Origin of the sequence: Paraburkholderia sp. UCT2, from assembly GCF_014397665.1 — a bacterium.
GTDB classification, from domain to species: Bacteria; Pseudomonadota; Gammaproteobacteria; order Burkholderiales; family Burkholderiaceae; genus Paraburkholderia; species Paraburkholderia tuberum.
Window position 1 is genome coordinate 33,899 of sequence record NZ_VZQO01000034.1, and the last position, 26,603, is coordinate 60,501.

Sequence of the window (26,603 nt, forward strand, 5' to 3'; positions counted from 1 at the left end):
CGACGTGATTTCTCGCGGTCATGGGACTGGCAAAAGCCGTTATCGGTGGCTTGCTGGCCCTCCTTACACCGGTGATCGCAGCTCTACGCTATCGCCCACGCGGAACCGCTTTCCGCCGGGCGAATCCAGCGAAACGCGTTCCTTGGTGTAGGTTCCGTTCGCTTGCAGGCATTCCGAGTAACTGATAACTGTCATCCAGTCATAGACTTTTCCGTCCTGGATCACTGCAGCGATGCGCTCTGCCATGCCACGCGGCGCACGCGCAGTCTGCTGCAATACACCGTAGTAACGGCACTTGCTGTCCGCTGACCGTAGCACTACGAGTCCGCCGAGTTGATTCATACCTGCGACGCTTTCAACCGTTGCGCTCATCGACGAATCGCCGGCTGCATGCGAACTCGCTGCGAATAGAATCAGCAGCGCGGCAAACCACTTTTTCATTGAAGACTCCTATGGGTTAAAGGAAGGGTAGCGTCTGCTTTTGCGCCGACGGCATCGGTGGCGCGACCGGGAGCGTGAATGTCAATTGCTGCCGGACCTATACCAATCAGTGCATCAGGAGGCTTGTATTTGCGACCAGGCGCTCGACTTCGAGCAGCGCGTCGCCGAGCACATCTATACCCCGCTTGCAGTGGATGCCGTAGCTGCGCTGCGCAACGCGTGCTGCACGATCTCGTGAATGACTTCAGTGTCCGATTGTCTGCGCCTGGACGTGAATCGTTGTGCTGGCTAATCCTTTGTAAATAGCGGAGCCGGTATCCACCGCAAAACTGAGCACATGCTGTGTCAGATGTGGGTTGCAGTATATCGACAGCGCGTCGTTATTCGACGCGCGCAATTGTGAGTTGCCATTTCATGAACATGGAGGTTGGGTGGCTCGCGAATCGTTGACCGGACAAGGTAGACCCCGAGTTATCCAAACGTATCGGTTCTTGACGCGCCCTATACATTCGCCGTCCGCTCGCAAATTACGTCGGTTGGGCGGCCTTCATCAAATGCAGGTCGCAGCACGAGGGCTCCGCGCCCCGAGATCGCCGTTCGGTCCGGCGCCCTGTCGTTTCGCGACCGCTGCGCGCGGATAGATGCCTCTCGACGTTGCAAGCTCGGAAACAATGTATTGAAGAGAACTATTTGTAATCAAACGATAAGAAGATGACGGACCTCAACGGAACGGGCACACGGACTTCAAGACCTTGCCTGGTCGTTGTTTCGCTAACCCGGCGTCTGTTGTTCCCGGCGCTCGAGACTGGAAGCTTCATCATGGCTAAAGCGTTCATGCCCGTTCTCACTGTCGTGTCAGTCATCGCTCTCCCCACGGCCACCTCTGCTCAGGGCAATGGTCCTCTGACGCGAGAGCTAGTGCACGAAGAAGTCATCCGACTTCAGCTAGCGGGCTCTGACCACCCCAACGGTGACGCACACTATCCGGCGAACATCCACGCGGCCCTGGCGAGCGTGGCGGCTCAACAGCAGGCGTTCAGTGAGCACGGTGGCGTGAAACTGGGCTCCGCAGTTTCGGGGGTACCGGCAATGGCTCAGTTGGCCTCGTATCGTTCTATCTACAACGAATGTTGATTGGACATCACGGCGGTGCAAGCCTCAGCCTTGTCTGGCTTTCCATAGCGACGTCGGCGTACCCCTCCGGACGCGAGGTTCAGCGGAAGGCGTAGATGTCGGGAATCTGCATTCGGGGTCGGCCGGCCCCGGAATCACCAGGTTCGGCCACGCGGGATTCACTTCAACCAGCACCAACGAGATCCCCTTTTTTGTCGCGCAGCGGAATTCGCCAGGTTGAACCCGTTCGGTTTTTTGCGCCATGGCCTTACCGTTTTGTGCCGGATCGCGGCAGGCCCGCTTCATCGAATAGGAGAAAGTTTGTGAGATCCAGAATAGTTTTGCTTGCGCTGACCGCGACTACGGCCGTATGCCTGAATAGCACCGCGCAAGCGCATGTGAGCGTCGGTGTCCTTGTGGGTATCCCGCCCCCCATGATGATGGTGGCCCCCGCCGTCGTCTACGCTGCGCCCGCCCCACTCGTCGTCCAGTCGGTCCAGCCAACCCCGAGCACCGTCTACGTCGAAAAAACGCAGACGAGTCCGCCGTCGGGTACCTGGTGGTATTGCCCGGTGACAAAAAAATATTACCCATACGTGAAGGGGTGTTCGAGCGGCTGGGTGGAAGTGCCGGTGAGGCCAACCGGGCCGAAATGACATGAGCAAAATGAATTCCCTCTCTCTGGCAATGCGCACGAAACGGGGCGTATCCGCGCTAGTCACCGCCGCGGTCAGTCTGAGCTGCATCATCGCGCTCGACGGCTGTGCGGGCATGCCGATGGGTCCCACAGTGATGGCCCTGCCCGGCACCGGCAAGTCCTTCGATCAATTCCGCGCCGACGACGCGACATGCCAGCAATTTGCTTCTCAGAAGACCGGCGGCATCAGCAATCAACAGGCCACAGCGACGGGCGCCCTGGGCGGTATGGCCGTCGGTACCGCGCTCGGGGCGGCGGCCGGTGCGGCGTTCAACGGGCGCCGTGGCGCAGCGGTCGGCGCAGGCACAGGTCTGCTCGGCGGCAGCATGATCGGCGCCGGCATGGCACAGAGCTCGGCCGCCAGCCTTCAACACCGCTACGACCAGGCGTACGTTCAGTGCATGTACGCAAATGGCGAGCGTGTGCCGGTCCCGCGCAGCGCCGCCAATGTGTACCGGACGCACGACGAAGCGACGCCTCCGCCGCCGGCCTACGATACGGCGCCTCCGCCAGGTTACTGAACCAGGCACGCCGACGTTTCGTGGCACGTCAGGCTGGCTTGGCAAGACCTGTCAATCGAAGATCTCCGCGGATATCTGCACCGCGAACTTTCGAGCAAGAGGCGCCGACCATCGAATTCGCCAATCGTCGCGCTGCGCGCGATGCTGCGGTTTCTCACCGTGATGGGTCTTGTGCCGTCCGGTCTCGAGGAAGCACTACCTCGAATCCGAAGATGGCGTCACGCGACGCTTCCAGCCAGCCTGACGAACGATGATGTGGAACGGCTCATCAAGTGCGGGTCGACGCTGCTACGTTTCAGCCGCTGCGGAACACAGCAATCATATTGTTGCTCGCCAGGACCGGGATGCGGGCTGCTGAAGTCATGCACCTCGGTCTGGATGCGTAAAACGAAGCGGACGAAAACGCGTCAGTGGGCGGAAGTGATTCCCGCGCTCACGAACATGTTGGCCGCAGCGAAGACGCTGCGCAGCCGGCTTCAGTAAAGAGGCGAGCGAGCCGTTGCGTTCTTCGCGTCGGCTCGTATCTGCATGGCCGCTCTGGCGCCGAGCTTTGAGCAGGGCACTACATGCCTTCCCGTCAGACGGATTCCGCGGTCGTCCCCGATTGCGGTTCCCGATGCGCGGCCGTCACTTGCCGCGCCTCCACCGCCCACGCAATGACAGTTCAATCGCGCCAATACCGACGCCAACCGTATTGGACGTTCAACGCGATTGATACACTTTGAAAATTCCTCCACCGGGCTGCTCGCATCGCCAGCGGAAGCGTCATAGCCAGGCGCTTGCATGCCCCCGCCGCAACGCTCTGGCGCGGGCAGGACCGGGAACGCTGGTTGCGGGTTGATCACGATGGCCGCGGTTAGCCACGGTCACCCGCAATCTCACGTAGGAGAGCGTCATGACTTCGGACAAGAATTCGAATCGTCAGCCGTCGAATCCGGCGCAGCCCGGCCGCGACAGCGGACAGCAGCAACAGAACCAGACTCCTCCGACGCATCAGGGCGGCCAGCGGCAGCCCTGAGCGCGATGAGTGACGGCGTGTCCAGGCGTCGTCGCTCGAAAAAACCGGAACCCCGACGTAATAGCGCCGCTAACGGCGGATCGTCACTACGAAGGCGAAGTGGAAAAACTACACATCTATCTGTTCGGCGCGCACGATGCAGTTCGGCACGAGCAGGCGCTGATCCGGCTCGACAAGGCCGGCTACATGGTCACGCTCGCGCGGGTCGTGGTCGAAGATCTGCCGACCTATGCACAGGCGCGCGACCGCCCCGAGCTGCAGAGTCTGATCCGACGAATCGCGCCGCGCGACACGCTCGTCGTGCTCGAGCTGGCCGCGCTCGGCTGCAACGCGCGCGACATCCTCGCCACCGTGATGCAGTGCCGGAAGGCCGGCGTGGCGCTGCGTTGCGTCGAAGTCGGCCATACCGATCTGGCCGGGCGCCCCGAGCCCTCGGCGGTGAAGGCATTGCGCGCGCTGGTGCGGCTCGACGCCGCGTGCCGCAGCCTGCGCAGCCGCGACAGTCTCGCGGCCGTTCGCGCGAGCGGCAAGCACACGGGCAGGCCGCCGTCGCTTTCCGAGCAGCAGCGTCAACGCGTGCTGCAATCGCTCGGCAGAGGACAGTCGGTCAGCGAGGTCGCGCGGCGCTTCGGCACGTCGCGTCAGACCGTGATGCGCATTCGCGCGGACACGCCAGCCGTGTAGAAATTGCGTGCCGGCGCCCGGGATCACTGCGAGTCGTCGAGGTCTGGAAAAGCCTGATCGAACATCGTGCGCAAGTGTGCGGCTGGTCCGCCCACGTGAACAACGCGGGCGGACGCGAATCGCTGAGCGTCGATCTGGTCGATTGCCCTGCGGATCGCCTCGCGATTATCTCGGCCGCGTTGAGCTCGGGACCGATGACCGTGCTGGCGACCGACACTGAATGCGTGCGCGGAAATAACACGCGGTGCGCGGCAGCCCTTCGTCAAGCGACGTGCCCGGCTGCCAGCCGAGCAGTTTTGTCGCCAACGAGATGTCCGGCTGTCGATGCCACGGATCGTCGGCCGGCGGCGGCCGTGTTTCGAGCGGCGACGCGGAGCCGGTCACCGAGACGATGCGCTGCGCGATCTCGCGCATCGACACTTCGTGCGGATTGCCCAGGTTGACCGGGCCGCCTGGATCGTCGGCGCTGTTCATCAGCAGGATGAAGGCGTCGATCATGTCGTCGACATAGCAGAACGAACGCGTCTGCGAGCCGTCGCCATAGACGGTCAGCGGCTCGCCGCGCAGCGCCTGCATCATGAAGTTCGACACCACCCGGCCGTCGGCCGGATGCATGCGCGGGCCGTAGGTGTTGAAGATGCGCGCGATGCGGATCGACAGACCATGCTGACGGCGATAGTCCATGAACAGCGTTTCCGCGCAGCGCTTGCCTTCGTCGTAGCACGAGCGCGGACCGATGGGATTCACGTGGCCCCAGTAGTCTTCTTTCTGCGGATGGACGAGCGCGTCGCCATACACCTCGCTCGTCGACGCCTGGAAAATCCGCGCTTTCACGCGTTTGGCGAGCCCGAGCATATTGATCGCGCCGTGCACGCTGGTCTTCGTAGTCTGCACCGGATCGTGCTGGTAGTGGATCGGTGACGCGGGGCACGCGAGGTTATAAATTTCATCGACTTCCACATACAACGGGAACGTCACGTCGTGACGCATCAGTTCGAAGTTCGCGCAGTCCAGCAGATGCGCGATGTTGTCCTTCGTACCGGTATAGAAGTTGTCGACGCATAGCACGTCGTGTCCCTGCGCGACGAGCCGTTCGCACAGGTGCGAGCCGAGAAAGCCGGCGCCGCCGGTGACCAGAATGCGCTTGCGGGTAAGTTCTTTCATGGTGCGTGATCCTGTGGTTGGACCGCATGAACGTTGAAAATCAGCGTGGCATCACGCCGTGACGTGCAGCAGCGCGTCGTGCCAGTCCTGCGCGAAACGGTCGATATGAAAGCGTTCGAGCGCCGTGCGCCGCGCGCCTTCGCCGAGCCGCCGCGCTTCGCCGGGATCGCGCAGCAGCCCGAGCATGGCGTCGACGAGCGCGTCGAGGTCGGTATGCACGAAGCCGTTTTCGCCGTTGCGGATCACGGTGGCGAGTTCGGCCGTCGCGAGACCGACGATCGGCATGCCGATCGTCATCGCCTCGACGATCGCGAGGCCGAGGCTGGTCCAGCGGATCGGATTGAAAAAGAAGCGGTAGCGCGCGCTGAACGCGGCCAGATCGAGGTTGCCGATTTCACCGATGCCGTCTAGCCGCTGTGCGTCCATCCCGACGAGATCGAGCGGCACGCGCGTGCGCGTTTCGCTGAAGACATCCGCGCCGAGCCGCCGGCCGCGCTGCGCGAGATGATTGACGACCACGACGCCGCGCTGCAGTTCGCCGCTGTAGCGCACGCCGTCGGGCACCACGACGCCATGTTCGATCACGCGCGTCGGCGTGACGCCGCTGTCCCACATCAGCCGGTTGAAGTGCGTGACGTGGACCAGCAGCGTGCCGGGATCGTCGACCCAATGCCATTGCTCGAACGGGTTTTCCTGCGGCGGGTCATGCTCGACATAGACGCGTGGCAGACGTTTCTGCGCGGCGCTCAGCACGTGCTCGCGGTCGTGGTCCCAGTGGGTGCGATGCTGGAACAGCACTACGTCGAACTCGTGGTTGGCCACGTCGTCGATTGCGATCTCGTGCACGTTGTCGCCCCACGGCAATACGCCGACCTTGCCGGCATAGCCGGGCGGATGACCGGGTTTCGTGACCAGATAGAAATCGTGCGGCGTCTGGCTCAGGTAATACATGTAGTTGCCGTGCACGTGCCAGGTCAGCACGCGCAGCCGGCGGCAATTACGCAACATGGTGCAGATCCTCGAAAGACCGCGAAACGGTTCCCTCATGCAGACTGCCGGGCGCGCCTGGTCGCGCGCCGGGCGCGCGCGCAAGCTGCTCGCGGGCGGTCTCGACCACCTGTTCGACCTGCACGTTCAGCGCGCACGGATGACCATACGGGCAGTCGCGGAACATGCACGGCCGGCACGCCGGATAGTCGGCCAGCACGCGATGCCGCGCATGATCGAGCGGCGCCCAGCGCCGCGTGTCGCTGCCGCATGCGATCACGACCGACGCGCTCGCCATCGCCGCGGCGATGTGCGAGATGCCGGTGTCGTTGCAGACCACGAGCCGCGCATGCGCGACCAGCGCGGCGAGTCCGCCGAGCGACGTCGCACCCGCCAGATGCAGCGCGGGCGCGCTCATCGCGCCGAGCACCGCGCAGGTCAGCGGCGCTTCGGCGGCCGTGCCGGTGATCGCGATCTGCCAGCCGTCGGCGGCGAGGTGGTCGGCGACGGCCGCGAAGCGCTCGGCGGGCCAGCGGCGCGACGGCAATTGCGAACCGGGGTGAACCAGCACGAGCCGCTCGTCTTCGATGCCGTGATACGTGCGCAGCGCGGTGTACTCGTCGAAGTCGAGCTCGGTGAGCGGGAACGTCAGACGCCGGTCGTGCGCCGGCGCGCCGAGTGCGCTCATCAGCGCGAGATAGCGCTCGGGCTCCGGCAATCCGTCGGGCCAATCGATGAAGCAACCCTCGCGCGGTACCTCGTCGGGCTGCACGAAGCCGGCGTCGGCACATGCGCCGAGTTGATGCAGCAGATCGTTGGCGATGCCGCCGCTGCCGTGCAGCTGGATCGCCAGATCGAAACGCCGCTCGCGCATCGGCGCGAAGAACGCGGGCAAGCCATCGTTCGATTCGGGCTGCTCGGGAAAACCGACCGCGCCCGGAAACACGATCAGCTCGTCGACGAGCGCCGCATAGCGCTCGACGAACGCGCGTGCCCACGGCAGTCCGATCAGCGCGATATGCGCATCCGGCGCGGCCGCGCGCAGTGCGCGCAAGGCGGGCACCGCGCACAGCATGTCGCCGAGCTGCAGCGCGCGAAATACGGCGATACGGCGCGGCGCGAGCGCCGCCAGCAGCGAGGGTGGGGTCATGGAAAGAACACCTTGAAACGGATGGCGCCATAGAGCCGCCAGTAGATCGATAGAAACGGAATGGGGATCGACGTCCAGAGCATTTCGGCGACGTGGCGCCAGCCGTGATTGCGCCCGCGCAGCCGCCGCGCGCAGAAATAGCCGGTCAACCCGCACCACGCGATCAAACCCGCGCCCGCGAGTATCGGCTGATCCGCGAACGAACCGCCGATCGCCAGCAACGCGGCGCAGAGAATCGCGTAGTACAGCAGCGGCGGCCGCGAGCGGATGCGCGTTCGAAACAGTTCGGGATGCTTGCGATAAAGCAGCGCATCGAACTGGCTCTTTTTCTGCTGTGCGATGCTGACGCCCCAGCGCGCGGGCCGCACCGGATGCACGACCACCGCGTCGCGGGCGCGCACGATCTGGCCGCCCGCGGTAAGCAGCGTGAACTGCAGGTCCGAATCCTCGCGCCACGCCGACGTGAACCGTTCGTCGAAGCCGCCGGTCGCGACGAGCGCCGCACGCGTGACGAACGCGTTCGCGGTCGCGAATTCGGCGCGCGCGAGGCCGCTCGCGTCGGCTTCGTAATCGGTCGGCAGATCGGGCGGCGAGGGCAGCGGCACGACGATCGTGCCGGCGGCCGCCGTCGCGCCTTGCGCGAGCGCCGCGACGCCAGCCGTCAGCCAGTGCGGATCGGGCAGCGTGTCGTCGTCGGTGAAGGCGATCAGCGAAGCGCGCGCATACTGCCAGCCCGCGTTGCGCGCGCCGGCCGGCCCCTGGGTGCGCGTGACCGGCAGGTAGTGCACTTCCAGCCCGCGCGGCGCCATCTCGCGCGCGAATCGTTCGACGCAGGCGCGCGTGGCGTCGTCGGGACCGTCGTCGCAGACCACGATCTCGTAGCGGTGCGGCGCGAACTGCTGCGCGCATAGCGCGGCAAGGCAGTTCGCGAGCATCGCGGGACGGCGGTAGGTGGGCACCACCACCGACACGTCGGGCCACGACTGCGTGCGCAACGTGCGGCCGGTTTCGTCGGCATCTTCGCTGCTGTAGCGCGCGGCCACGCCGCCATGCAGGGGCGACGGACACATGACCGAGGCGTTCATGCGCGGCCCCCCGCCTTGTCGACGAGGAACGGGCCGATCACGAGCGCGTCGAGCGGCGAGGTCCAGAACGACTCGACCGCGTCGCGCGGCGAATTCACCATCGGCTCGCCGCGCGTGTTGAACGACGTATTGACGAGAATCGGCACGCCCGTGCGCTGCTTGAACGCCGCCAGCAAGTCGTAGTACAGCGGGTGCTGCGCGCGGTTGATGGTCTGCACGCGCGCGGTGCCGTCCACGTGCCGCACGGCCGGAATACGCGCGGCCTTGTCGGCGCGCACGTCGAACACGAACAGCATGAACGGCGCGGTTTGGCCGTTCACGAACCATTCGTTGGCTTCCTCTTCCATCACGACCGGCGCGACCGGGCGAAAGTCCTCGCGATCCTTGATCTCGTTGAGCTTCGCCTGCATCCGCGGATCGACCGGCGACGCGAGGATCGAGCGCGCGCCGAGCGCGCGCGGCCCGAATTCGGTGCGCCCCTGATACCAGCCGATCACCTTGCCTTGCGCGAGCAGATGGGCGGTCTCGCCGGCGATATCGGCGAGTCGCCGGTACGGTACTTTCGACCAGCGCAGGAACTGCTCGATTTCCGCTTCGCTGTATTCGGGCCCGAGGTACGCGTGATCCATTCTCCAGTGACGTTCGCGGTCGCCGCGCGCGGCACGCTCGCGATAATCGGTCCACAGTGCCGCTCCGAGCGCGGTGCCAGCGTCGCCGGCCGCCGGTTGCACCCACACTTCGCTGAACGGCCCCGCGTCGCGCACCTTCGAGTTCATCACGCAGTTCAGCGCGACGCCGCCCGCCATGCAGAGCCGGCTCAAGCCGGTCTGCCGATGCAGCCAGTGCGCGAGTTCCAGCACGGTCTCCTCGAGTACGCGCTGCAACGAATTGGCGATATCGAAGTGGCGTTGTTCGAGCGGCCCGCCGCGTTCGCGCGCGGGACCGAAGCGTTCTGTCAGCCGCGGAGCGTCGACGGTATAGCTGCCGTCCTGCCGATAGCGGACGATCTCGCGGAACACCTCGATATAAGCCGGCTTGCCGTACGACGCGAGCGCCATCACCTTGTACTCGTCCGACGAGTGCAGGAAGCCGAGCCAGTCGGTGACCGCTTCGTAGAGCAGCCCGAGCGAGTGCGGCAGCTCGACCTGTTTCAGACGCTTGTACTCGCCGCCGACGAATTGCCCCATGCTGGTCGTCACGCCCTCGCCGCGGCCGTCCATCGTCAGCACGGCGGTGTCGTCGAACGGCGCGGCGAGAAACGCGCTCGCCTCGTGCGCGAGATGGTGCTCGACGAAGTGCCATGCGAAGCCGTGCTCGCGATCCACGCCCTGGAAGCGCTTGCGCAGATGATGCGGCGCGCCGTCGAGCAACTGGCCCTTCGCGTTGGCGATATAGCTGAGGAACAGCGGGTCCCACGCCGACGCGGACGGGTTGTCCGGGCGCGTGCCGGCCGGATCGAACGGCAGCTCGATCGTCGCGCCCGGCCTCTTCGGCATGCCGCCGAAGAGCGTGGGGTCGTACGAGTAAGCGACGTGAGCGATCGCGGCGAGCGTAATGCCGGCGGCCTTCAGGCAGTAGTCGATCGCATCGAACGGGAGCTGCCAGGTCGAGAACGGCACCGGACGTTTCGCGTGCTTGACGTGCGTGAAGCGTTCGTCTTCGGCGGCGGCGAGCACCACGCCGTCGCACAGCAGCGCGGCGGCGCTGTCGTGATAGACCGCATTGATTCCGAGTGTGTACATGGCATTGGCAGTGGAAGTGGGTTCAGGGGACGGTTGGCTGATCGATCAGCGACGGCGTGCTCGTGTCATCGGCGCGACCGGCGCGCTCCGATACACCACGACGCGGCGCATGCGCATGCGCTTGCCGCAATTCGAGTGCCGCGTGCACGACCTCGTCGGTCGGAACGCCGAGCAGGCAGGCGTGATGCCCGTGCGGACACACGCTGCGATAGCACCAGCGGCATTCGACGTCGCGATACAGCACGCGTTGCGGTGTTTGCCACGGCGTGTGCTGCGGGTTGGTCAGCGCGTAAAGATCGACGACCGGCGTGCCGAGCGCGGACCCGACATGCACGGGGCCGCTGTTGTTGGACACGAGCACGCTCGCGCGTTCGAGCAGCGCGGCGAGTTCGGCGAGCGTCAGCGCACCGCTCAGGTCGTATAGCTGCGCGCGCGCGCCGGGCGCGGCCGTGCGCATCACGGTCTCGACGAGCACTCGCTCGCTCGCGCCGCCGGTCACGAGCACCGAGGCGCCGGTCTCGCGCGCGAGCTGCGAGGCGACCTTGCCGAAGCGCTCGGGCGGATAGCGGCGCGACGCAGCGGTCGCACCTGGATGCAACACGATGCACTCGGTGTGGCGGCAGATGCCGAGCGTCCTCAGTTTCGCGTCGAGCGACTGGCGCGCGGCCGGCGGCACGTGAAAGCGCATGCCGGTGTCGCCCGTCTGCGCGCCGACGTGATGCACCAGATCGAGCTGGCGTTGCACCTCGTGCCGTGTGCGCTGCTGCGGCTCCGGCTCGCGCAGCCAGTCGGTCAACAGCGCGTACGGGTTTTCACGGCAATGCGCGAGGCGGCGCGGAATCCCCGCGAGATAGCACAGCATCGCGGCCGGCAACGGGCTCTGGCTATAGACGGTGAAAATCACCGCCGCGTCGAAGCCGCCGCGCCGCAGCCGCTGCTGCATGCGGTGATCGTCGAGCAGATCGCGCGTCACGGTCGATGCGGGCGCGACCCACGGCGCGTCGTATTCGATCACATCGTCGACGTCGTCGAGAAACGGCGCGAGCGCGACGCCGCTGCGCGACGCCAGCAGCGTGATATGGCGGTCTTCGGCGGACTCGCGCAGCGCGTGCAGCGCGGGCGTGGTCATCAGCACGTCGCCGAGATTGTCGAGGCGCACGCACAGAATCCGTTTGACCTCGCCGCCCCAGCACACCGGCTGCGACGTATCGGGCGCGCGCGCGTGAGCCAGCTTGGGCGGCGCAAGTGGCAGAGGTGCGTTCACCGCGGCGCCTCCTTGCGGCGCGCCGCGGTGCCCGGCGGCAGGCCGTGCAATACGACGCGTCGCGCGGCCTCGTGCAGACCGGCGGCGCGCGCGCCCGGCGTGCGCTGCGGGCCGGTTCGCCATTCGGTCTCGTGGCCGTTGTCGAGCAGGATCGTGCGGCAGCCGGCGCGATTGCCCGCTTCGACGTCGTCGAGAATGTCGCCGATGAACCAGCTGTTGGCGAGATCGAGCTCATGCTCTTCGGCCGCGCGCAGCAGCATGCCGGGCGCGGGCTTGCGGCAGTCGCAGACGATCGCGTAACGCGCGACGCCGCCCTCGGGATGATGTGGACACCAGTACGCGCCGGCGAGCGTGGCGCCGCACTCGGCGAACATCTGCCGCAGCCGGCGTTCGACGTCGAACAGCGCTCTGTCTTCGAACTTGCCGAGCGCGACGCCGGACTGATTGCTGATCACGAACAGCGCGTACGGGTACGCGGCGAGCAGCGCGAGCGCTTCGCGCGCGCCCGGCCCGAAACGCATCAGCGCGGGATCGGCGTTGTAGGGCACGTCTTCGAGCAGCGTGCCGTCCTTGTCGATGAACACGGCGGGTAGCGTCATGATGGTTCGTGGTATGCGCGAGCTTCGGTCAAAAGTCGGAAAAAGGCGCGCCGCAGCCGCTGGACCGGCCGCGGCGTGTTCCAGATGCGCACACCGTGCGGGTTCGCGCGGCGTGCGCCGTCGTCAACGGGACGACGCTCCGGCTGCTGCTCGCAGCGGTAGCTGCGCCGGCTCGGACGCGGTGTCGAGCGATGTTTGGGTCGGTGCCAGCCTTGCCGCGCGTGCATAGATTTGCGCGAGCGCATCGCTGACACCGCGCCAGGTGAAGCCGGTCCGCGCCCGGTCGAGGCCCGCTTCGCCCATCCGGCGCGCGAGCGCCGGGTCGCGCCGTAAGCGCTCGAGACGCGCGGCGAGCGCGTGCGGATCGCGCGGCGGCACGAGAAAGCCGGTCACGCCATCGAGGACCGAATAGCGGATGCCGCCGACATCGGCGCCGATCACCGGCGTCGCGCAGGCCATCGCCTCGATCGGCGTGATGCCGAACGGCTCGTACCAGGGCGTCGTCACGAACACGTCGGCGGCGCTATAGAAGTAGCGCAGCCGCGTGCGACCACGCCGGCCGACGAAGCTCGTCTGCTCCGCGACGCCGCATTCGCGTGCGATCTCGCGCAGGCGCGCGATCTCCGGCGTCGCGATTTCGTTGGGCGCGTCCGAATTGCCGCCGACTATGTACAGCTGCGCCGCCGCGTTGAACGTGTGCTTCAGCACGCCGACGCCGCGCACCACGTTGTCGATGCCTTTGCGCGGCACGAGCCGGCCCAGTTGCAGCACGATGAAGTCGTGCTGGCGCCAGCCGAGCGCATCGCGAGCGGCTTCGCGCTCGACGGGCCGGAACTCCTCGGCATCGAAACCGCACGGCACGATCTGGATGCGCGCTGGATCGGCGCGATAGTGTTCGAGCAGATCAGCTTGGTCCTGCGGACATTCGGCGACGAGCACGTCCGAGCCTGCGACCAGTTCGTCTTCGATCGCGAAGCGCTCGTCGGGGAAGCCGTCATCCGTTCCCTGATGGATACGCCGCACGCGGCCGAGCGCGTGAAAGGTCGTGACCAGCGGCACGCCGAGCGCAGCCTTCACTTGCAGCGCGGCGAGGCCGGACATGAAGAAGTTCGCGTGCATCACGTCGTAGGACTGCGGTTCGCGGCGAAAGAACGCGCTCAGAAACGCGGCGAACTCGTCCATGAACGGCAGCAGTCGTTCCTTTGGCAATTGCCGCGGCGGTCCCGCGGGCACATGAATCACGCGCACGCCGTCCATGTCGACGCGCTCGGGCAGCAGTGCGCGATCGCGGCGCGTAAACACGTCGACCTGATGGCCCATTTCCACCAGTTGACGCGCGACGTTCGCGACGTAGATGTTCTGTCCGCCGCTGTCGACGCCACCGGCGACAGCAAGTGGCGACGCGTGTTCGCTGATCAGGGCGATCTTCATTGGCATTCCTTCCTGCGATGAGCGGCTATTGATGTTGACTTTCGTAAGCGGCGCACAGCATGTGGTGTGCCATTCGCATCCTGCGGTGCGGACAAACGACGCAAACGTCGCGCGGAACCGTACGAAGCGCTGTAGCGTGCCCTTTTTCGTGGGTAGAGAAGCGCTGCGGCGTCCCCTGTTTCTACATACGGTCATGTAACTTCGAACCGCTCGCGCCGCGCCGGTGCCAGGATGGGCGAAGGACCCCGCCCAATTGATAAGTAAGAAGTGCGCGGAAAAGGGCTGGAGCCAGCGCCTTTCTTGCTTGCGCCCGGGCGCGCCGCTTGCGCGACGCCACACTTGTGCGACGTTTCTTCCGGGTGCCCCCACCACGACCTCATGCCGAATTCCGCCCCGCCGCCTCGCTCCGAACTGACGCGCCGAATCGTCGGCGATCTCGCGCATGCGGTATGGCGTTATCGCTGGCAGACCAGCGGGGCGCTCGCGCTGATGATCGCCGCGCGGCTCGCGACCGTGCTGATGCCGCTCACGCTGAAGCACATCGTCGACGAACTGAGCCATCCGCTCGCGCAGGTGGCGTTTCCAGTGTTCCTCGTGCTCGCCTATGCGCTGCTACGATTTTTCGGCGACGCGCTGAACGAGGCGCGCGACGTCGTGTTCAGCATCGTCGTGCAACGCACGGTCGCGGCGCTGACCGAGCGGACCTTCGCGCATCTGCATCGGTTGAGCGCGCGCTTTCATGCGCGGCGCGAGACTGGCGCGATCGTGCGCGACGTGCAGAAAGGCGCCGACGGCATCGGCTTTCTGCTCGGCACCGCGCTGTTTACGATCGTGCCGACCTTCTTCGAGATCGCGGTGATCGTCGCGATCATGGTGCATAGCTACGCGCGCGAATTCATGCTCGTGATCGTCGTGACCTTCGTGCTGTATGCGGGCTATACGTTCGTGTTCACGCGGCGGCGCGTCGCATTCCAGCGCGCGGTCAATCTGCTCGAAGCGCAATCGGACGGGCGGCTCGTCGACAGTCTGCTGAACTACGACACGGTCAAATACTTCGCGACCGAAGAAAGCGAGACGCAACGGCTCGGCAACGTGCTGGAGAAGTGGGTGCACGCGCGCATCGCTAACCAGAACGCGTTGACCGCGTTGCACGTGGGACAGAGCGCGGTGATCGCGCTCGGGGTAGCGGCGGTCATGCTGCTCGCCGCGCAGCACGTGGTGGGCGGCAGCATGAGCGTCGGCGATCTGATTCTGGTGAACGCCTACCTGATCCAGATCTGCATGCCGCTGAACACGCTCGGCTTCGTGTTTCGCGAGACCAACGACGCGCTCGTCAACGTCGAGCGCATGTTCGTGATTCTGGCGGCGCGGGGCCGCGTCGGCGAGGATATCGATGCGCGCGACGCGCAGCCGCTGAAGGTCGGCGCGGGGCTGATCGAGTTCGAACATGTCGATTTCGGCTACGACACGGCGCGTCGGGTGCTGCGCGATGTCGACTTTCACGCGTATCCGGGCAAGACGCTCGCGGTGGTCGGCGGCAGCGGCTCGGGCAAATCGACGCTCGTGAAGCTGCTGTTTCGCCTCTATCGGCCCGAGCGCGGCATGATCCGCATCGACGGGCAGGACATCAGCATGGTCACGCTGCGCAGTCTGCGCGAGGCCATCGGCATCGTGCCGCAGGACACCGTGCTGTTCAATGAAACGATCGCCTACAACATTGCCTATGGGCGTCCATCGGCGACGCGCGCGGACGTCGTGCGGGCGGCGCGGGCCGCGCAGCTCGACGAGTTCATCGAGCGCTTGCCCGACCATTACGACACGCGCGTCGGCGAGCGGGGCGTGCGGCTATCGGGCGGCGAGCGGCAGCGCATCGCGATTGCGCGCGCGATTCTGAAGGACCCGCGCATCATCGTGTTCGACGAGGCGACCTCGGCGCTCGACACGCGCTCCGAGCGCGCGATCCAGACCGAGCTGACGCGCCTCGCGCAAGGCCGCACGTCGATCGTGATCGCGCATCGACTTTCTACCGTCGTCGACGCGGACTGGATTCTGGTGATGGAGCACGGCCAGGTGGTCGAGCAGGGCACGCATCGGGAACTGCTCGCGCGCGAGGGCGTGTACGCGAAGATGTGGTCGCTGCAATGGCAGCAGGGCGAACTCGAACACGCGCAGCGCCGGCTGACCGCGCGATCGGTCAGCGTCAGCGCATTGACGGCGGGTGTGATCGATGCATTGCACGACGAGATCGCCGAGCGGCGCGTCGTCGTCTACGCGGAGCCGTCCGACCACGAGCTGCGGTTGACCGGCGATCCGAGCGTGCTGCAACCGTTGATCGCCGAGTTGTGCCGCAATGAGATCGCGCAGGCGAGCCCGGGGCAGCGCATCGCGTTGCGCGCGCAGCGGCACGGCAATCATGTGTGGTTCAGCGTGCTCGGCATGGGCGACAAGCCGGCCGAGCTATCGCAGGCGGCGGCGCGGCAGATGGAAAGCGCGCTGGCGGCCGCGGGCGGCAGCTTCACGCTGACGCCGCTGAACGGGCGGCTCGCCTATGTGGCGATGCTGCCGCTGCGGCCGGTCGCGGATGCGCAACCGCCACTGGCGTCGGCGTCCACGGCGCCGGATTCGGCGGAGCCCGCTGCGCTCGATGGCCTCTTCGTGCTCGCGATCGACGACCAGGAAGAAGCGCGCGACGCGCTCGAAGCGGTGCTGAGCACGAGCGGCGCACGCGTACGGCTATTTGCAGCGGGCACCGAAGCGCTGGACTGGCTGCGCGCGACGGACCCGGTGCAATGGCCGCACGTGCTGCTCTGCGATCTGATGCTGGCCGGCGAAGACGGCTATGACGTGCTGAGCCGTTTGCGCGCACTGGAAGGCGGGCGGCCGTCGATACGCGGCGGGCCACTGCCCGCGATCGCGCTGACCGGCTACACGGACGCACTCGACGAACAGCGCGCGCGCACTGTGGGTTTCGACACGCACTTGCACAAGCCCGTGGCGCCCGCAGAACTGATCGCCGCGATCCGGCGGCTCGCGCAGGCGCCGTCGCGCACGGACACGGCGTTGCCGCGATCATGATGCGCGCGATTCAGGTCTGAGCGAGGTCTCAGATCGGCGCGTCGAACTTGCCACCAACAGTCGTCGTCGCGGACGCGTCGAGATTGCGCTCGGCCGCGCGCACGCGGTCGCGCATCGCGAGGATCGAACGGGGGACCACCCGGCGTTCTCGCACGGTCCACGCCAGCCCAGCCAGCAATCCGGTGCCGTCGCGCATCAGCGCGCCTTCCCGCGCGAATACGTCGAGGGCGCGCAGAGTCGCGCTCAACGCTTCGCCCAACGGCAGACGCAGCCATGCGACCCACGCGGCGTTGCGCGCGAGCATGCGACGGCGCAACGCGCTGTCGCGCACCGGCGACGGATGGTGATGGAGCGTCAACTGCTCGCAGTAGACGATCGCATGTCCCGACGCGAGCACGTCGAGCGAAACGAGTGTTTCCTCACCGCCGATGAAAAGACGCGGCTCATAGCCGCCGATCTCGCGATACAGCGCCGCGCGAAACACGCACGCGCCCGCCATCAAGCCGATCAAGGAGGGCCCCGGCAGACCGACACGGCCGAGCGGGCTTGCGCGCATCAACGCACAGGTCGGATCCGTCGTGTTGTCCGCGCCGACCGCGACGCGCGCATTCAGCACACCGACGCGCGGCCATGCATCGAGCAATTGCACCGCGCGTTCGAGCGAGCCCGGACCCCACCAGGTGTCGTCATCGCAGAACGCGACATAGTCGGTCTCGACGCACGCGACCGCGTGGTTGCGCCCTGCCGCGCCGAGATTGCCGTTGCATCCGACGACGCGAACGCTCGGATAGCGCGCTTCGACGAGTGCGACCGTGTTGTCGGTGGAACCGTTGTCGGCGACGATGATCGGCGGGTTTTCGGGTAACGCGAGCAGACGTTCCAGGGTGGTGAGCAATTCGCCCGCACGGTTATACGTGAGAACGACGACCGAAATACGCGGGTGGGGGGCTTTCGTTTGCATGCTGTGCAATCGCTTTCGACGGTTGGACTGCGGCGACGAAGCAAACCTCGTGCCGTGCGTCACGCGTTTTGCGTAGATCGACTCGATTCGTCGCGGCCGAGCGGCCAATAGCGTTCGGACGAAAAAAGGCTTGCCTGTCCTTCGGGACCGAATGCGCGCAATTGGCTGCGATAGGCGTCGAGTGCCGCGCGCTTCATGCGCTCGTGTTGCGTGGTGCCGGGCACGTTCAACGCATGCGGCGTGTTGGCGGCATAGCCGCGTTTCGCGAGGTCGGACAGGCGCGCTTGCACGACGCCGGACATGCGCCGGTAGGGCACATCTTCATAGGCGATGAACGGAGTGGCTGGCTGACGCTGCATCAGTGCGAGACAGGCATTGGACACGAGAACGTGATCCGAATGGAACAGGCCCAACGGCATGACGATCAGCGTGGGTTTTGTTTCGGAAACAGCGTGGTTCAACGCGGTGATCAGCCCGTCCGCATCAGGCGATGCGTGGTATTGCGCGTCGCGGAACAGCAGATGCACAGGAATCGCCGACAACAACCCCAGCGCCTCCCGGTCTTCCGCCTGACGTGCGCGCATCGCCTCGAACGCGTCGGCGAAACCGGCCGCGCGGTCCCAATCGGTCGTCATGTTCCCGGCGGGCGGCGCGCTGAAAACCGTGCAGACGACCGTGCCGGGATGCGCGGCGATCAGAAGTCCGCAGCTGAGGACCGCATCGTCGAGATGCGGTGAGATGACGAGCAAGCGCTGGTCCGATTCCATACCGGCGATTAGCAAGCTACATTCCGCCGGCGCGGTGCGCGGAGGGTCGGTGCGGGAATAGCACTTGCTCCCGCCGCGTTCAACTACCACCGCCGGCATGCGCCGGTCAGTGGCGTGATCTCGCGCGCGTACGCGGTGGACGGCAGCTACTATTCGACCGCCGATAGCGAAGGCGAAGACCCGAGCGGCCTCAACGATTCTCAGGGCTACATTACGGCGCTCGCGGCGCGCGCGGTGATCGTGATCGAGTGCGACGATCCGGCGGAGGGGCAGGTGGCGCGCGTGTTCGTTGGCATGGCGGACGTGTCGTCGTGCAGGATCGAGGCGCTGCCTGGTTGCGAGGGTCGCATCGCGCAACGCGTCGTCGTCGCAAAGCAACGGATAGACCCGTTGCGCCCCGTCAAGCCGCTAGTTCAGCCGCGCAGCCGCGCGAAAATACTCATCAGGTCTTCGAGAACCACCGGCTTTTTCAGGTGCGCGTCGAAGCCCGCGTCTTCGGCCGCGCTGACGTCCGCCTGCTGGCCGAAGCCGCTGACCGCGATACAGATCACGGACTTCATCGCCGGCATACCGCGCAGCTTGCCGATGAACTCCATACCGTCCATGCCCGGCATGCCGATGTCGGACAGGATGATATCGGGCGCGTTGCCGTTGATGATCGTCAACGCTTCCTCGCCGCTCGTCGCGGTCCGCACTTCGGCGCCCTCGCTTTCCAGCAGCAGCTTGAAGGTTTCGACGGTCGCGGCGTCGTCGTCGACCATCAGGATGCGTGTGCCTTTCAACGGCTCGGCGGTGACTTCGAGACCCGCGCTCGTGCGGGTAGCGAGCCGGTGGGTGGGCAGGGTCACCGTGAACGTTGCACCGCGGCCGACGCCGTCCGACTCCGCGCGCACCGCGCCGCCGTGCAGGTTGACCAGATCACGCACCAGCGCGAGGCCGATGCCGAGGCCCCCGCGGCGCGAGCCCGGATCGCGGCTCTGCTGGAACATCTCGAAGATATGCGGCAGCAGCGACGCCTCGATGCCGATGCCGGTATCGCTGACGCGCAGCACGGCCTCGGCGTGATCGTTGACCTGCAACGACACATGGATCGAACCGCGCTGCGTGAACTTCAGCGCATTGCTGATCAGATTCCACACGATCTGCTCGATCCGAGTGAGGTCGGCGTGAACGATCACGGGCGCATCGGTCATCTCGACGCTGAGCGTGATGCCGCGTTGCGCGGCATCGTCCTGCACCGCGCTGCACACGCGCTGCACGATCTCGCGCATGTCCACTACGGTGCGCACGACCGACAGCTTGCCCGTGCGCACGCGCGAAATGTCGAGCAGATCGTCGATGATTTGCGCCTGGCCCATCACGGTGCGGCGAATCGTATCGGTCGCGCGCGACACGTTCAGGTTCTGCCGCGCTTCCGGCGCGCGCGCGATCAGCTCGGCGCTGGCCGAAATCAGGTTCAGCGGATGCTTGAGCTCGTGCGACACGACCGCGAGAAATTCGTCGCGGCGCCGCTGCGCGTCGCGCTCGCTCGCCGCGCGCAGCGTTTCGACATGGGTGCCGCGTCCCGAGGTCGGTTCGTGCACATATTCGCCGAGATCGCGCGTGATCTTCGCAAAGCCGCTGATGCCCGGTTCGTCGAGACGGGACAGCACGCCGCTCGCGAAAAAGCGCGTGCCGTCCTTGCGCAGATGCCAGCACTCCTCTTCGGCGCGGCCGTTCAGACGCGCTTCGGCGAACTCGCGTTGCGCGACGTTGCCGGTGCGGTCCTCGTCGGTGTACAGGATGTCGGCGGACTGGCCGATCATTTCGGCTTCCGAATAGCCGAAAATCCGTTCCGCGCCCGCGTTCCAGCTAGTGATCACGCCGTTATCGTCGAACGTGATGATCGCGTAGTCTTTGGTGCCCTCCGCGACGATGCGCATGCGCCGCTCGCCTTCGCGCAGCCGGTCTTCCGCCTGACGGCGATCGGTGATGTCGATGAACGACAGCACCGCGCCGTCGATGCGGTCTTCCGTGGTGCGGTAGGGCACGAAGCGCGCAAGATACCAGCGCCCGTCGTTGCTCTTCAGCTCGCGTTCGATCAGGCGCAGCGAGTCGAACGCTTCGGCCGCGTCGTCGGCGAGCCTGTCGTATTCGAGCCGGTGCGTGATGTCGAGCAGCGACCGGCCGATGTCCGATGGAATGATGCTGAAGACGTCGGTTGCGCGCGGCGTATAGCGCTTGATGCAGAAGTTGCGGTCGACGAAGATCGTGCCGATGTCGTTCGCGGCGATCAGGTTGTGCAAGTCGTCGTTGATCTTGCCGGTTTCCTCGACCTTCGACTTCAGTTCCGCGTTGACCGTGGTCAGTTCCTCGTTGATCGATTGCAGCTCTTCCTTGCTGGTTTCGAGTTCCTCGGTCGCCGAGCGCAGTTCCTCGTTGATCGCCTGCAATTCCTCGTTCGACGCCTTCAGCTCCTCGGTCGAGGTTTCCGACTGCTCGATCGTGGACTGCAACTGTTCCTTCGTGCGTTGCAGCTCGCGTTCGAGCTGGCTGATGATCGGGTCTTTCTGCATGTCGGCCGAGGCCGTTTCCGCGTTGGCCATGCTGTCCTCGACCTCGTCGAACAGCACCAGCACGAAGTCCGCGTTCGCTTCCGGATCGTGCACCGGCCGCGCGGTCATGTTGACGAAGTACGAACGGCCATCGCGTTCGATGTGTACACGGCGCGCTTCGACACTGCGGTTCGTGTGCAAGGCCTGATAGATCGCGGTGCGCAGTTCGAGCCGCAGTTCCGGGCGCACGGCGGCCACGATGTTATGCGACGGCTCGCCGCCGGAATATTGCAGAAAACGCCCGGCGCGATCGGACAGATGAACGATTTCGGATTCGCGGCTCACCAGCACGCTGGGCGGCGCATATTGCTCGACGAGCCGCTGATGCAGATCGCCGAACGAGAAGCGCCGGCGCCCTGTCGGCTGCACCGTGGTCACCACGGGCCGCGATCTCATCGTGCCCGAAATCGCCATCGGCACCGGCGTGTCGCCGCGCACGGCCATGTTCGCGCGATAGATGCGGTTGCGCTTGTCGACCACGGTGAACATCGAGCTCACGCTGTCGGCCGATTCCGAGCTGCCGAGAAACAGCACGCCGCCGGGCCGCAGCGCGAAGTGGAACATCCGCAGAATTTCGATCTGCGCTTCGCGGTCGAGGTAGATCAGCAGGTTGCGGCAGCAGATCATGTCGAGCCGCGAGAACGGCGGATCGCTGAGCACGTTATGGTGCGCGAACAGCATGCGTTCGCGCAGTTCCTTCTTGATCCGGAAGTGCGCGGCGTCCTTCGTGAAGAACTGGCGGATGCGCGCCGGCGTCAGGTCGGCGAAGACCGAGTCCGGGTACAGACCGGTGCGTGCGAACGAAATGGCGCGCTCGTCGATGTCGGTCGCGAATACCTGAAACGACACGCCCTCGTGTGACTTTATCGAGCGCTCCTGCATCAGCATGGCCAGCGAATACGCTTCCTCGCCGGTCGCGCAGCCCACCGACCAAACGCGGATACGGCCCTGCTCGCCGCGCTGTTCGAACAGGGGCGGCAACACCTCCCGCTCGAGCACGTCGAACGCTTCCTTGTCACGGAAGAAATTGGTGACGCTGATCAGCATGTCCTGCAGCAGCGCCTGGGTTTCTTCGGGATGCAGATGCAAATAGTCGCGATACGCCTGCAGCTCGGTGATGCCGTTGACCTGCAGCCGGCGTTCGATGCGGCGCAGGACCGTAGCCCGCTTGTAATGGCGGAAGTCGTGCGCGGTGCGGGTGCGCAGGATCACCATGATCTCGCGCAACGCGCGTTCCGCCGACTCGTTGACCGTGTCTTCGTCGGGCTCTTCCGCCTGCGCGGCCGGCAAATGAATTTCCCGCGCGGTGGACCACAGATCCATCAGCCGTTGCGGCATCTCGGCCGCGGTCATCACGAAGTCGGCCATGCCGGTCGCGATCGCGCTGCGCGGCATGCTGTCGTATTCGGCCTCGGAAGGGTCCTGCACGAGCGTAATGCCGCCCATTTCCTTGATACGCGACAGGCCGACCGAGCCATCCGAGCCCGCGCCCGACATCACGATGCCGATCGCGCGTTCGCGGTGCGCCTCCGCGAGCGTGCGGAAGAACAGATCGATGCTCGCCCGGCGTCCTTCCTCGGACTGCTTCTGCGTGACGCGCAGGTAGCCGTCGACCATGATCATCTCGAACGAGGGCGCGACCAGATAAACGTGATCCGATTCGATTGGCGTGGGGCCCGTGACCTGTTGCACCGGCATGCTGGTGACTTTCTGCAGCAGCGAGGCCAGATTGCTTTCGTGATCCGGCGACAGGTGAACGACCACTACGAAGGCCATCGACGTGTGCGCAGGCAGCGCCTCGAAGAATTCCGTCAGCGCGTTGAGCCCCCCCGCCGATGCGCCGATACCGACGATCGGATAGTGTGCCTGGCTAGGCAGAGACTGCCCTCGCTTTTTTGACATGGCTGCGCGTCCCTTCTTGGAAAAGGATAGTCCAGCGGTGGATTTTTATAGGGCAACGAGCCCATTTCCTGCTGGGCCAGACACCCATTATCTCGCATTGGACTTATATTTCCAGCAGCATGGAATGCAGGAGTTCGGCCGCGTGGCCCGCGCGCCGCGCGTTGTCCTCCTCGCGCTGTTGCGCCGCGGTGTCTCCTGTCCTGGCGAAATTGGCCAAGCTCCATACTGAACATTTCGCGCTCGCGCAGCGCACGCAGCGCCTTGCGCAACGAGTCCCCGGCATCGACCTGGCGGCCGTCGTCGAGCGATGCGCCCGAGTGGGCATGACCGGTATGACATCGATAGCGCATGACGCGCGACCCGGTGACGCGCCACAGCGTGCCGTCGCATTCGGGGCAGGTGAATGCTGTGCAAGAGCCGCAACTGCCCATCGTCGACCACGAGGTGCCGATCGGGCGGCGCCACGTAGATTTTGCCGCGCAACCCGAACGGTGCCGGTAACCTTGCGTGACAAACGTTCAACCACTCGGGGCAGCGATTACACCGGCGCGGGCTGACTGCCCGTTGCTCGCGCGCGGCCGCTCGTGTCGTGCGCGAGCAGCGCGTCGTAGATCGTCAGATAGTCGTCGGTCATGCGCGCGGCCGTGAAGCGGCGCTCGAACGCGCGGCGGCACGCGCCGCGCTCGATGCTGTCGATGCGCGCAACCGCTTGCACGGCCTCGTCCACGTTATCGACGATCAGGCCGCTCACGCCGTCTTCGATCAATTCGGGCACCGCGCCGCGGCGAAACGCGATCGCCGGCGTGCCGCATGCCATCGCCTCGATCATCACCATGCCGAATGGCTCGTCCCATTCGATCGGCAGCAGCAACGCGCGCGCGTTCTCGATCAATTGCCGGCGCGCGCCGCCGCCGACTTCGCCAAGGTATTCGGTGAACGCGCCAGAGCGGCGCAAGAGCGGATCGATGCGTTCGCGGAAATAGTCGCGTTCGCCGGGATGAATCTTCGCGGCGATCTTCAATGGCAAGCCGCTGCGCCGGGCGATTTCGATCGCGAGATCGGGACGTTTCTCCGGCATCATGCGGCCGAGAAAAAGCAGGTAGGAACCGGCCATCGGTTGAAATTCGAACTGGTCGAGCGGCAGTCCGTGATGGACCGTGCCCTGCCAGTTCGCCCACGACACGGGCCAGCGCTGACTCGCGGAAATTGACACCACCGGCACGCGCGCGAATTCGCGAAACAGCGGGCCGTGATCGTTCAGCAGCAGACGGCCGTGCAGCGTCGTCAGCGTACGGCATGGCAGGCGCTCGGCCCACGCGAAATGCAGCGGCTCGCCGTGAAAATGAATGACGTCGAAGTTGTCCGCGTCGCGAATGACGCGCGCGAGCTGCCTGACGTGATGTGTTTGCGTGTCCCACACGTTCGCGTCGCGCCAAAGACCGCGCGGGCAGATCGGCACGAGCCGCGCGGCGCTCGTCGAATCGGCGCTCGCATAGAGCGTCACGTCGTGGCCGCGCGCGACCAGCTCTTCGGTCAGATACGACACGACGCGTTCGGTGGCGCCGTACGCGAACGGCGGCACGCTTTCGTAAAGCGGAGCGATCTGGGCGATTCTCATCAGTCGTTGAAAAGAGGAAGGAGAGGTTAGCGCGCAACATGCCGCGCCGGACCACCAGCAGCAAGTGACGTACCACCGCCGGACCGGGGGCGCGGTATGGCGTTTGCTCGATGCGGGCACTTGACCGATTGAAGGAGCCGCCATGAACCGCGCAACGCGATCCGCTACCGACGACACGCAGCCCACCGCCCGACGCGAAACCGCGAGCGCGCCCGATGCGCTCGCGCTGCTCGAGGCCGATCACCGCGCCGTGGAAAAACTGTTCGACGCCTTCGGCAAATCGCGCGGCGACGAGCGCGACACGCTCGAAGCCAAAGCCGCGCTGGCGCAGCGCGCGTGCGAAGAGCTGACGATGCATACGATCATCGAGGAAGAGCTGTTGTATCCGGCCGCGCAACAGGCGCTGCCCGACGACGACAAGCTCGATGTCGATGAAGCCTACGTCGAGCACTTTCTGGTGAAAACGCTGATCGCGAAGTTCGAGACGCTGAAGCCGGGCGACAAAGGCTTTGACGCGACGTTCAAGGTCATGTCCGAGCTCGTGCGGCATCACGTCGAGGAAGAGGAAGGCGAACTCTTTCCGGCCTTGCGGCGCACCGGCTGCGATCTCGCCGCGCTCGGTGAAAAGATCGTGGCGCGCAAGCAAACGCTGCAAGCCAGGCTGGATCAGGCGGGCAGTCGCGCGGTCGGCGACAAGACCTGATGGGAGCCTTGAATTTGCGCGCGGCCCTCGCACTGATTCGTTTAAAACGTCGCTGCGACAGTCTTGTCTATAAGTCGACACTTACGGACGTGCGCACCCTGTTACATGTCCATTAACATCGATTTCAGGAGGGTACAACAGGATCGCCTGATGCAGCAGGGGAGGGCCATGTCAAGGAGAAAGTTGAAACTGACGCAGTATCTGGCGGCAGGGGTCGCTTCAAGCGACGACTTTTCCATCTACGTCACCGCGCGCCGCAGCGCCGATGGGCGATTCTATGCCGATCTGCTGGTGAGCCGTAAAGTGGATGGCCGCCGTCTGTTTCCGTTCGATGGCGCGCCCGAAGTGGGTCCGTTCAACAGTATCGAGGAAGCGCGGCTCGCCGCCGAGGAGTACGGTGCGCGAATCGTCGCGGCCGACCTTGCCTGTCCCGAGGCGTGAGCGCGCGGCCCGCCGCGATATCGCCTGGCGACACCCTCCCCGTCAAACGCTTGCCCTGGTTCACGACCGGCACGCGGTGGATCTGTGCGCCCGCCGTTTTCGTTCTGACGTCGTCGACGTCACCTTCCTCGAGCACCAGTCCGGCGGCGCGCTGATTTGATTCGCACGTCGAACAGCGGGGTGCCATCGAACGAACGTGCGCCGCGCGGAACAACGCTTGCTAGCCTGTGGCTCGCCGTCATTCGGGCACGGTGCAGGTGGCGCCGTACCGCGGCATCGCTCACGTTCACGGAGAAGCACTTATGGACAAGGAACTCGAAGCCCGCATTCGCACGCGGGCGTACCAGATCTGGGAAAACGATCCGTCGCCGGAAGGGAGAGCCGACGACCATTGGGAAGAAGCGCGCCGGCAGATCGAGGCGGAAGGCGCGGCCGACGACGCTGCCGTGCCGCAGGAGCCGACCGATCAGTCCGCGGAGCGCGAGCGCGGCTCGCGCATCGCGCCCGAAGAGCAACTGCAGGAAATGTCGGACGATGATATGGAACCGCCGAAGCGCGCCACGCGGCCGCGCGCCGGATAAGCGAGCGCCGACCCTTTACACCGACGCCGGCGATGGCGTCGGTGCCACCGGCAATGCGCGTTGGT

General features: G+C 65.6%; 21 protein-coding genes and 1 pseudogene. 9 read left to right on the top strand and 13 right to left on the bottom strand.

The window, feature by feature from the left end; all coding sequences use genetic code 11:
- Positions 1-63: 63 nt before the first annotated feature.
- On the bottom strand, positions 64-441 hold the full coding sequence (locus tag F6X39_RS24855) for a hypothetical protein (protein ID WP_222945304.1): 378 nt from the start codon (positions 439-441) through the stop codon (positions 64-66).
- A gap of 711 nt (positions 442-1,152) precedes the next feature.
- Here F6X39_RS24855 and F6X39_RS24860 point away from each other — a divergent pair.
- The 4 genes from F6X39_RS24860 to F6X39_RS24870 all read left to right on the top strand — a co-directional run bounded on the left by F6X39_RS24860 (position 1,153) and on the right by F6X39_RS24870 (position 4,474).
- On the top strand, positions 1,153-1,575 hold the full coding sequence (locus tag F6X39_RS24860) for a DUF4148 domain-containing protein (protein ID WP_187618524.1): 423 nt from the start codon (positions 1,153-1,155) through the stop codon (positions 1,573-1,575).
- 636 nt (positions 1,576-2,211) lie between these two features.
- Positions 2,212-2,772: a YMGG-like glycine zipper-containing protein gene (locus F6X39_RS24865; RefSeq protein ID WP_262414802.1), complete on the top strand. Its 561-nt coding sequence runs from the start codon at positions 2,212-2,214 to the stop codon at positions 2,770-2,772.
- Between the two features lie 895 nt (positions 2,773-3,667).
- Positions 3,668-3,790 carry a hypothetical protein gene (locus tag F6X39_RS36985; RefSeq protein WP_013094087.1) on the top strand — a complete coding sequence of 41 codons (123 nt, stop codon included), beginning with the start codon at positions 3,668-3,670 and terminating at the stop codon, positions 3,788-3,790.
- A 99-nt stretch (positions 3,791-3,889) separates the two neighbouring features.
- On the top strand, positions 3,890-4,474 hold the full coding sequence (locus F6X39_RS24870) for a recombinase family protein (RefSeq protein WP_176078918.1): 585 nt from the start codon (positions 3,890-3,892) through the stop codon (positions 4,472-4,474).
- 165 nt (positions 4,475-4,639) lie between these two features.
- Here F6X39_RS24870 and F6X39_RS24875 read toward each other — a convergent pair whose 3' ends face one another.
- The 8 genes from F6X39_RS24875 to F6X39_RS24910 all read right to left on the bottom strand — a co-directional run bounded on the left by F6X39_RS24875 (position 4,640) and on the right by F6X39_RS24910 (position 13,896).
- Entirely contained in the window at positions 4,640-5,638 is a 999-nt protein-coding gene (locus F6X39_RS24875) for a UDP-glucuronic acid decarboxylase family protein (RefSeq protein ID WP_187618525.1), read from the bottom strand.
- A gap of 51 nt (positions 5,639-5,689) precedes the next feature.
- Complete coding sequence (locus F6X39_RS24880) at positions 5,690-6,646, bottom strand: glycosyltransferase family 4 protein (RefSeq protein ID WP_187618526.1); 957 nt, start codon at positions 6,644-6,646, stop codon at positions 5,690-5,692.
- Positions 6,636-7,775 (bottom strand): glycosyltransferase family 9 protein, encoded by a 1,140-nt coding sequence (locus F6X39_RS24885; protein ID WP_187618527.1) that lies wholly within the window; start codon positions 7,773-7,775, stop codon positions 6,636-6,638. The genes F6X39_RS24880 and F6X39_RS24885 overlap by 11 nt, the downstream gene beginning before the upstream one ends.
- Positions 7,772-8,860, bottom strand: a complete 1,089-nt coding sequence (locus tag F6X39_RS24890; protein ID WP_187618528.1) for a glycosyltransferase — start codon at positions 8,858-8,860, stop codon at positions 7,772-7,774. Before F6X39_RS24890 ends, F6X39_RS24885 begins: the two co-directional genes overlap by 4 nt.
- Positions 8,857-10,602: a carbamoyltransferase gene (locus F6X39_RS24895; protein ID WP_187618529.1), complete on the bottom strand. Its 1,746-nt coding sequence runs from the start codon at positions 10,600-10,602 to the stop codon at positions 8,857-8,859. The genes F6X39_RS24890 and F6X39_RS24895 overlap by 4 nt, the downstream gene beginning before the upstream one ends.
- 22 nt (positions 10,603-10,624) lie before the next feature.
- On the bottom strand, positions 10,625-11,866 hold the full coding sequence (waaF, locus tag F6X39_RS24900) for a lipopolysaccharide heptosyltransferase II (protein ID WP_187618530.1): 1,242 nt from the start codon (positions 11,864-11,866) through the stop codon (positions 10,625-10,627).
- Positions 11,863-12,465, bottom strand: coding sequence for a D-glycero-alpha-D-manno-heptose-1,7-bisphosphate 7-phosphatase (locus tag F6X39_RS24905; protein ID WP_187618531.1), 603 nt, complete (start codon positions 12,463-12,465; stop codon positions 11,863-11,865). The genes waaF and F6X39_RS24905 overlap by 4 nt, the downstream gene beginning before the upstream one ends.
- Before the next feature lie 123 nt (positions 12,466-12,588).
- Positions 12,589-13,896 (bottom strand): glycosyltransferase family 4 protein, encoded by a 1,308-nt coding sequence (locus tag F6X39_RS24910; RefSeq protein WP_187618532.1) that lies wholly within the window; start codon positions 13,894-13,896, stop codon positions 12,589-12,591.
- A 378-nt stretch (positions 13,897-14,274) separates the two neighbouring features.
- Here F6X39_RS24910 and F6X39_RS24915 point away from each other — a divergent pair, with 378 nt between their 5' ends.
- On the top strand, positions 14,275-16,971 hold the full coding sequence (locus tag F6X39_RS24915) for an ATP-binding cassette domain-containing protein (RefSeq protein WP_187618533.1): 2,697 nt from the start codon (positions 14,275-14,277) through the stop codon (positions 16,969-16,971).
- A 28-nt stretch (positions 16,972-16,999) separates the two neighbouring features.
- Here F6X39_RS24915 and F6X39_RS24920 read toward each other — a convergent pair whose 3' ends face one another.
- Both F6X39_RS24920 and F6X39_RS24925 read right to left on the bottom strand, forming a co-directional pair.
- Positions 17,000-17,932, bottom strand: a complete 933-nt coding sequence (locus F6X39_RS24920; RefSeq protein ID WP_187618534.1) for a glycosyltransferase family 2 protein — start codon at positions 17,930-17,932, stop codon at positions 17,000-17,002.
- 59 nt (positions 17,933-17,991) lie between these two features.
- Positions 17,992-18,798, bottom strand: coding sequence for a PIG-L family deacetylase (locus F6X39_RS24925; protein ID WP_316251722.1), 807 nt, complete (start codon positions 18,796-18,798; stop codon positions 17,992-17,994).
- Here F6X39_RS24925 and F6X39_RS24930 point away from each other — a divergent pair.
- Positions 18,772-19,035: pseudogene (locus F6X39_RS24930) on the top strand (phosphatidylserine decarboxylase); the annotation flags it as partial. The gene F6X39_RS24925 and the pseudogene F6X39_RS24930 sit on opposite strands and share 27 nt — an antisense overlap.
- A gap of 77 nt (positions 19,036-19,112) precedes the next feature.
- Here the strand turns inward: F6X39_RS24930 and F6X39_RS24935 are convergent.
- Complete coding sequence (locus F6X39_RS24935) at positions 19,113-23,195, bottom strand: CheR family methyltransferase (RefSeq protein ID WP_187618535.1); 4,083 nt, start codon at positions 23,193-23,195, stop codon at positions 19,113-19,115.
- 538 nt (positions 23,196-23,733) lie between these two features.
- The gene (locus F6X39_RS24940) at positions 23,734-24,813 is read right to left on the bottom strand and encodes a glycosyltransferase family 4 protein (RefSeq protein ID WP_187618536.1); all 1,080 of its coding nucleotides are present in this window, start codon (positions 24,811-24,813) and stop codon (positions 23,734-23,736) included.
- A 142-nt stretch (positions 24,814-24,955) separates the two neighbouring features.
- Here F6X39_RS24940 and F6X39_RS24945 point away from each other — a divergent pair, with 142 nt between their 5' ends.
- The 3 genes from F6X39_RS24945 (at position 24,956) to F6X39_RS24955 (ending at position 26,538) form a co-directional block, all read left to right on the top strand.
- Positions 24,956-25,516, top strand: a complete 561-nt coding sequence (locus F6X39_RS24945; protein WP_187618537.1) for a hemerythrin domain-containing protein — start codon at positions 24,956-24,958, stop codon at positions 25,514-25,516.
- A gap of 168 nt (positions 25,517-25,684) precedes the next feature.
- A complete protein-coding gene (locus F6X39_RS24950) occupies positions 25,685-25,957 on the top strand; it encodes a DUF6723 family protein (protein ID WP_184024220.1) in 273 nt (90 codons plus the stop codon).
- A gap of 302 nt (positions 25,958-26,259) precedes the next feature.
- Positions 26,260-26,538 (top strand): DUF2934 domain-containing protein, encoded by a 279-nt coding sequence (locus F6X39_RS24955; protein ID WP_187618538.1) that lies wholly within the window; start codon positions 26,260-26,262, stop codon positions 26,536-26,538.
- The last annotated feature ends 65 nt before the right edge of the window (positions 26,539-26,603 follow it).

Excerpts from the sequence above, each read along its gene's own strand:
- F6X39_RS24855 (WP_222945304.1), bottom strand. The coding sequence starts at position 441 with ATGAAAAAGTGGTTTGCCGCGCTGCTGATTCTATTCGCAGCGAGTTCG.
- F6X39_RS24860 (WP_187618524.1), top strand. The coding sequence starts at position 1,153 with ATGACGGACCTCAACGGAACGGGCACACGGACTTCAAGACCTTGCCTG.
- F6X39_RS24865 (WP_262414802.1), top strand. The coding sequence starts at position 2,212 with ATGAGCAAAATGAATTCCCTCTCTCTGGCAATGCGCACGAAACGGGGC.
- F6X39_RS36985 (WP_013094087.1), top strand. The coding sequence starts at position 3,668 with ATGACTTCGGACAAGAATTCGAATCGTCAGCCGTCGAATCCGGCGCAG.
- F6X39_RS24875 (WP_187618525.1), bottom strand. The coding sequence starts at position 5,638 with ATGAAAGAACTTACCCGCAAGCGCATTCTGGTCACCGGCGGCGCCGGC.
- F6X39_RS24880 (WP_187618526.1), bottom strand. The coding sequence starts at position 6,646 with ATGTTGCGTAATTGCCGCCGGCTGCGCGTGCTGACCTGGCACGTGCAC.
- F6X39_RS24885 (WP_187618527.1), bottom strand. The coding sequence starts at position 7,775 with ATGACCCCACCCTCGCTGCTGGCGGCGCTCGCGCCGCGCCGTATCGCC.
- F6X39_RS24890 (WP_187618528.1), bottom strand. The coding sequence starts at position 8,860 with ATGAACGCCTCGGTCATGTGTCCGTCGCCCCTGCATGGCGGCGTGGCC.
- F6X39_RS24895 (WP_187618529.1), bottom strand. The coding sequence starts at position 10,602 with ATGTACACACTCGGAATCAATGCGGTCTATCACGACAGCGCCGCCGCG.
- F6X39_RS24905 (WP_187618531.1), bottom strand. The coding sequence starts at position 12,465 with ATGACGCTACCCGCCGTGTTCATCGACAAGGACGGCACGCTGCTCGAA.
- F6X39_RS24910 (WP_187618532.1), bottom strand. The coding sequence starts at position 13,896 with ATGAAGATCGCCCTGATCAGCGAACACGCGTCGCCACTTGCTGTCGCC.
- F6X39_RS24915 (WP_187618533.1), top strand. The coding sequence starts at position 14,275 with ATGCCGAATTCCGCCCCGCCGCCTCGCTCCGAACTGACGCGCCGAATC.
- F6X39_RS24920 (WP_187618534.1), bottom strand. The coding sequence starts at position 17,932 with ATGCAAACGAAAGCCCCCCACCCGCGTATTTCGGTCGTCGTTCTCACG.
- F6X39_RS24925 (WP_316251722.1), bottom strand. The coding sequence starts at position 18,798 with ATGCCGGCGGTGGTAGTTGAACGCGGCGGGAGCAAGTGCTATTCCCGC.
- F6X39_RS24935 (WP_187618535.1), bottom strand. The coding sequence starts at position 23,195 with ATGTCAAAAAAGCGAGGGCAGTCTCTGCCTAGCCAGGCACACTATCCG.
- F6X39_RS24940 (WP_187618536.1), bottom strand. The coding sequence starts at position 24,813 with ATGAGAATCGCCCAGATCGCTCCGCTTTACGAAAGCGTGCCGCCGTTC.
- F6X39_RS24945 (WP_187618537.1), top strand. The coding sequence starts at position 24,956 with ATGAACCGCGCAACGCGATCCGCTACCGACGACACGCAGCCCACCGCC.
- F6X39_RS24950 (WP_184024220.1), top strand. The coding sequence starts at position 25,685 with ATGTCAAGGAGAAAGTTGAAACTGACGCAGTATCTGGCGGCAGGGGTC.
- F6X39_RS24955 (WP_187618538.1), top strand. The coding sequence starts at position 26,260 with ATGGACAAGGAACTCGAAGCCCGCATTCGCACGCGGGCGTACCAGATC.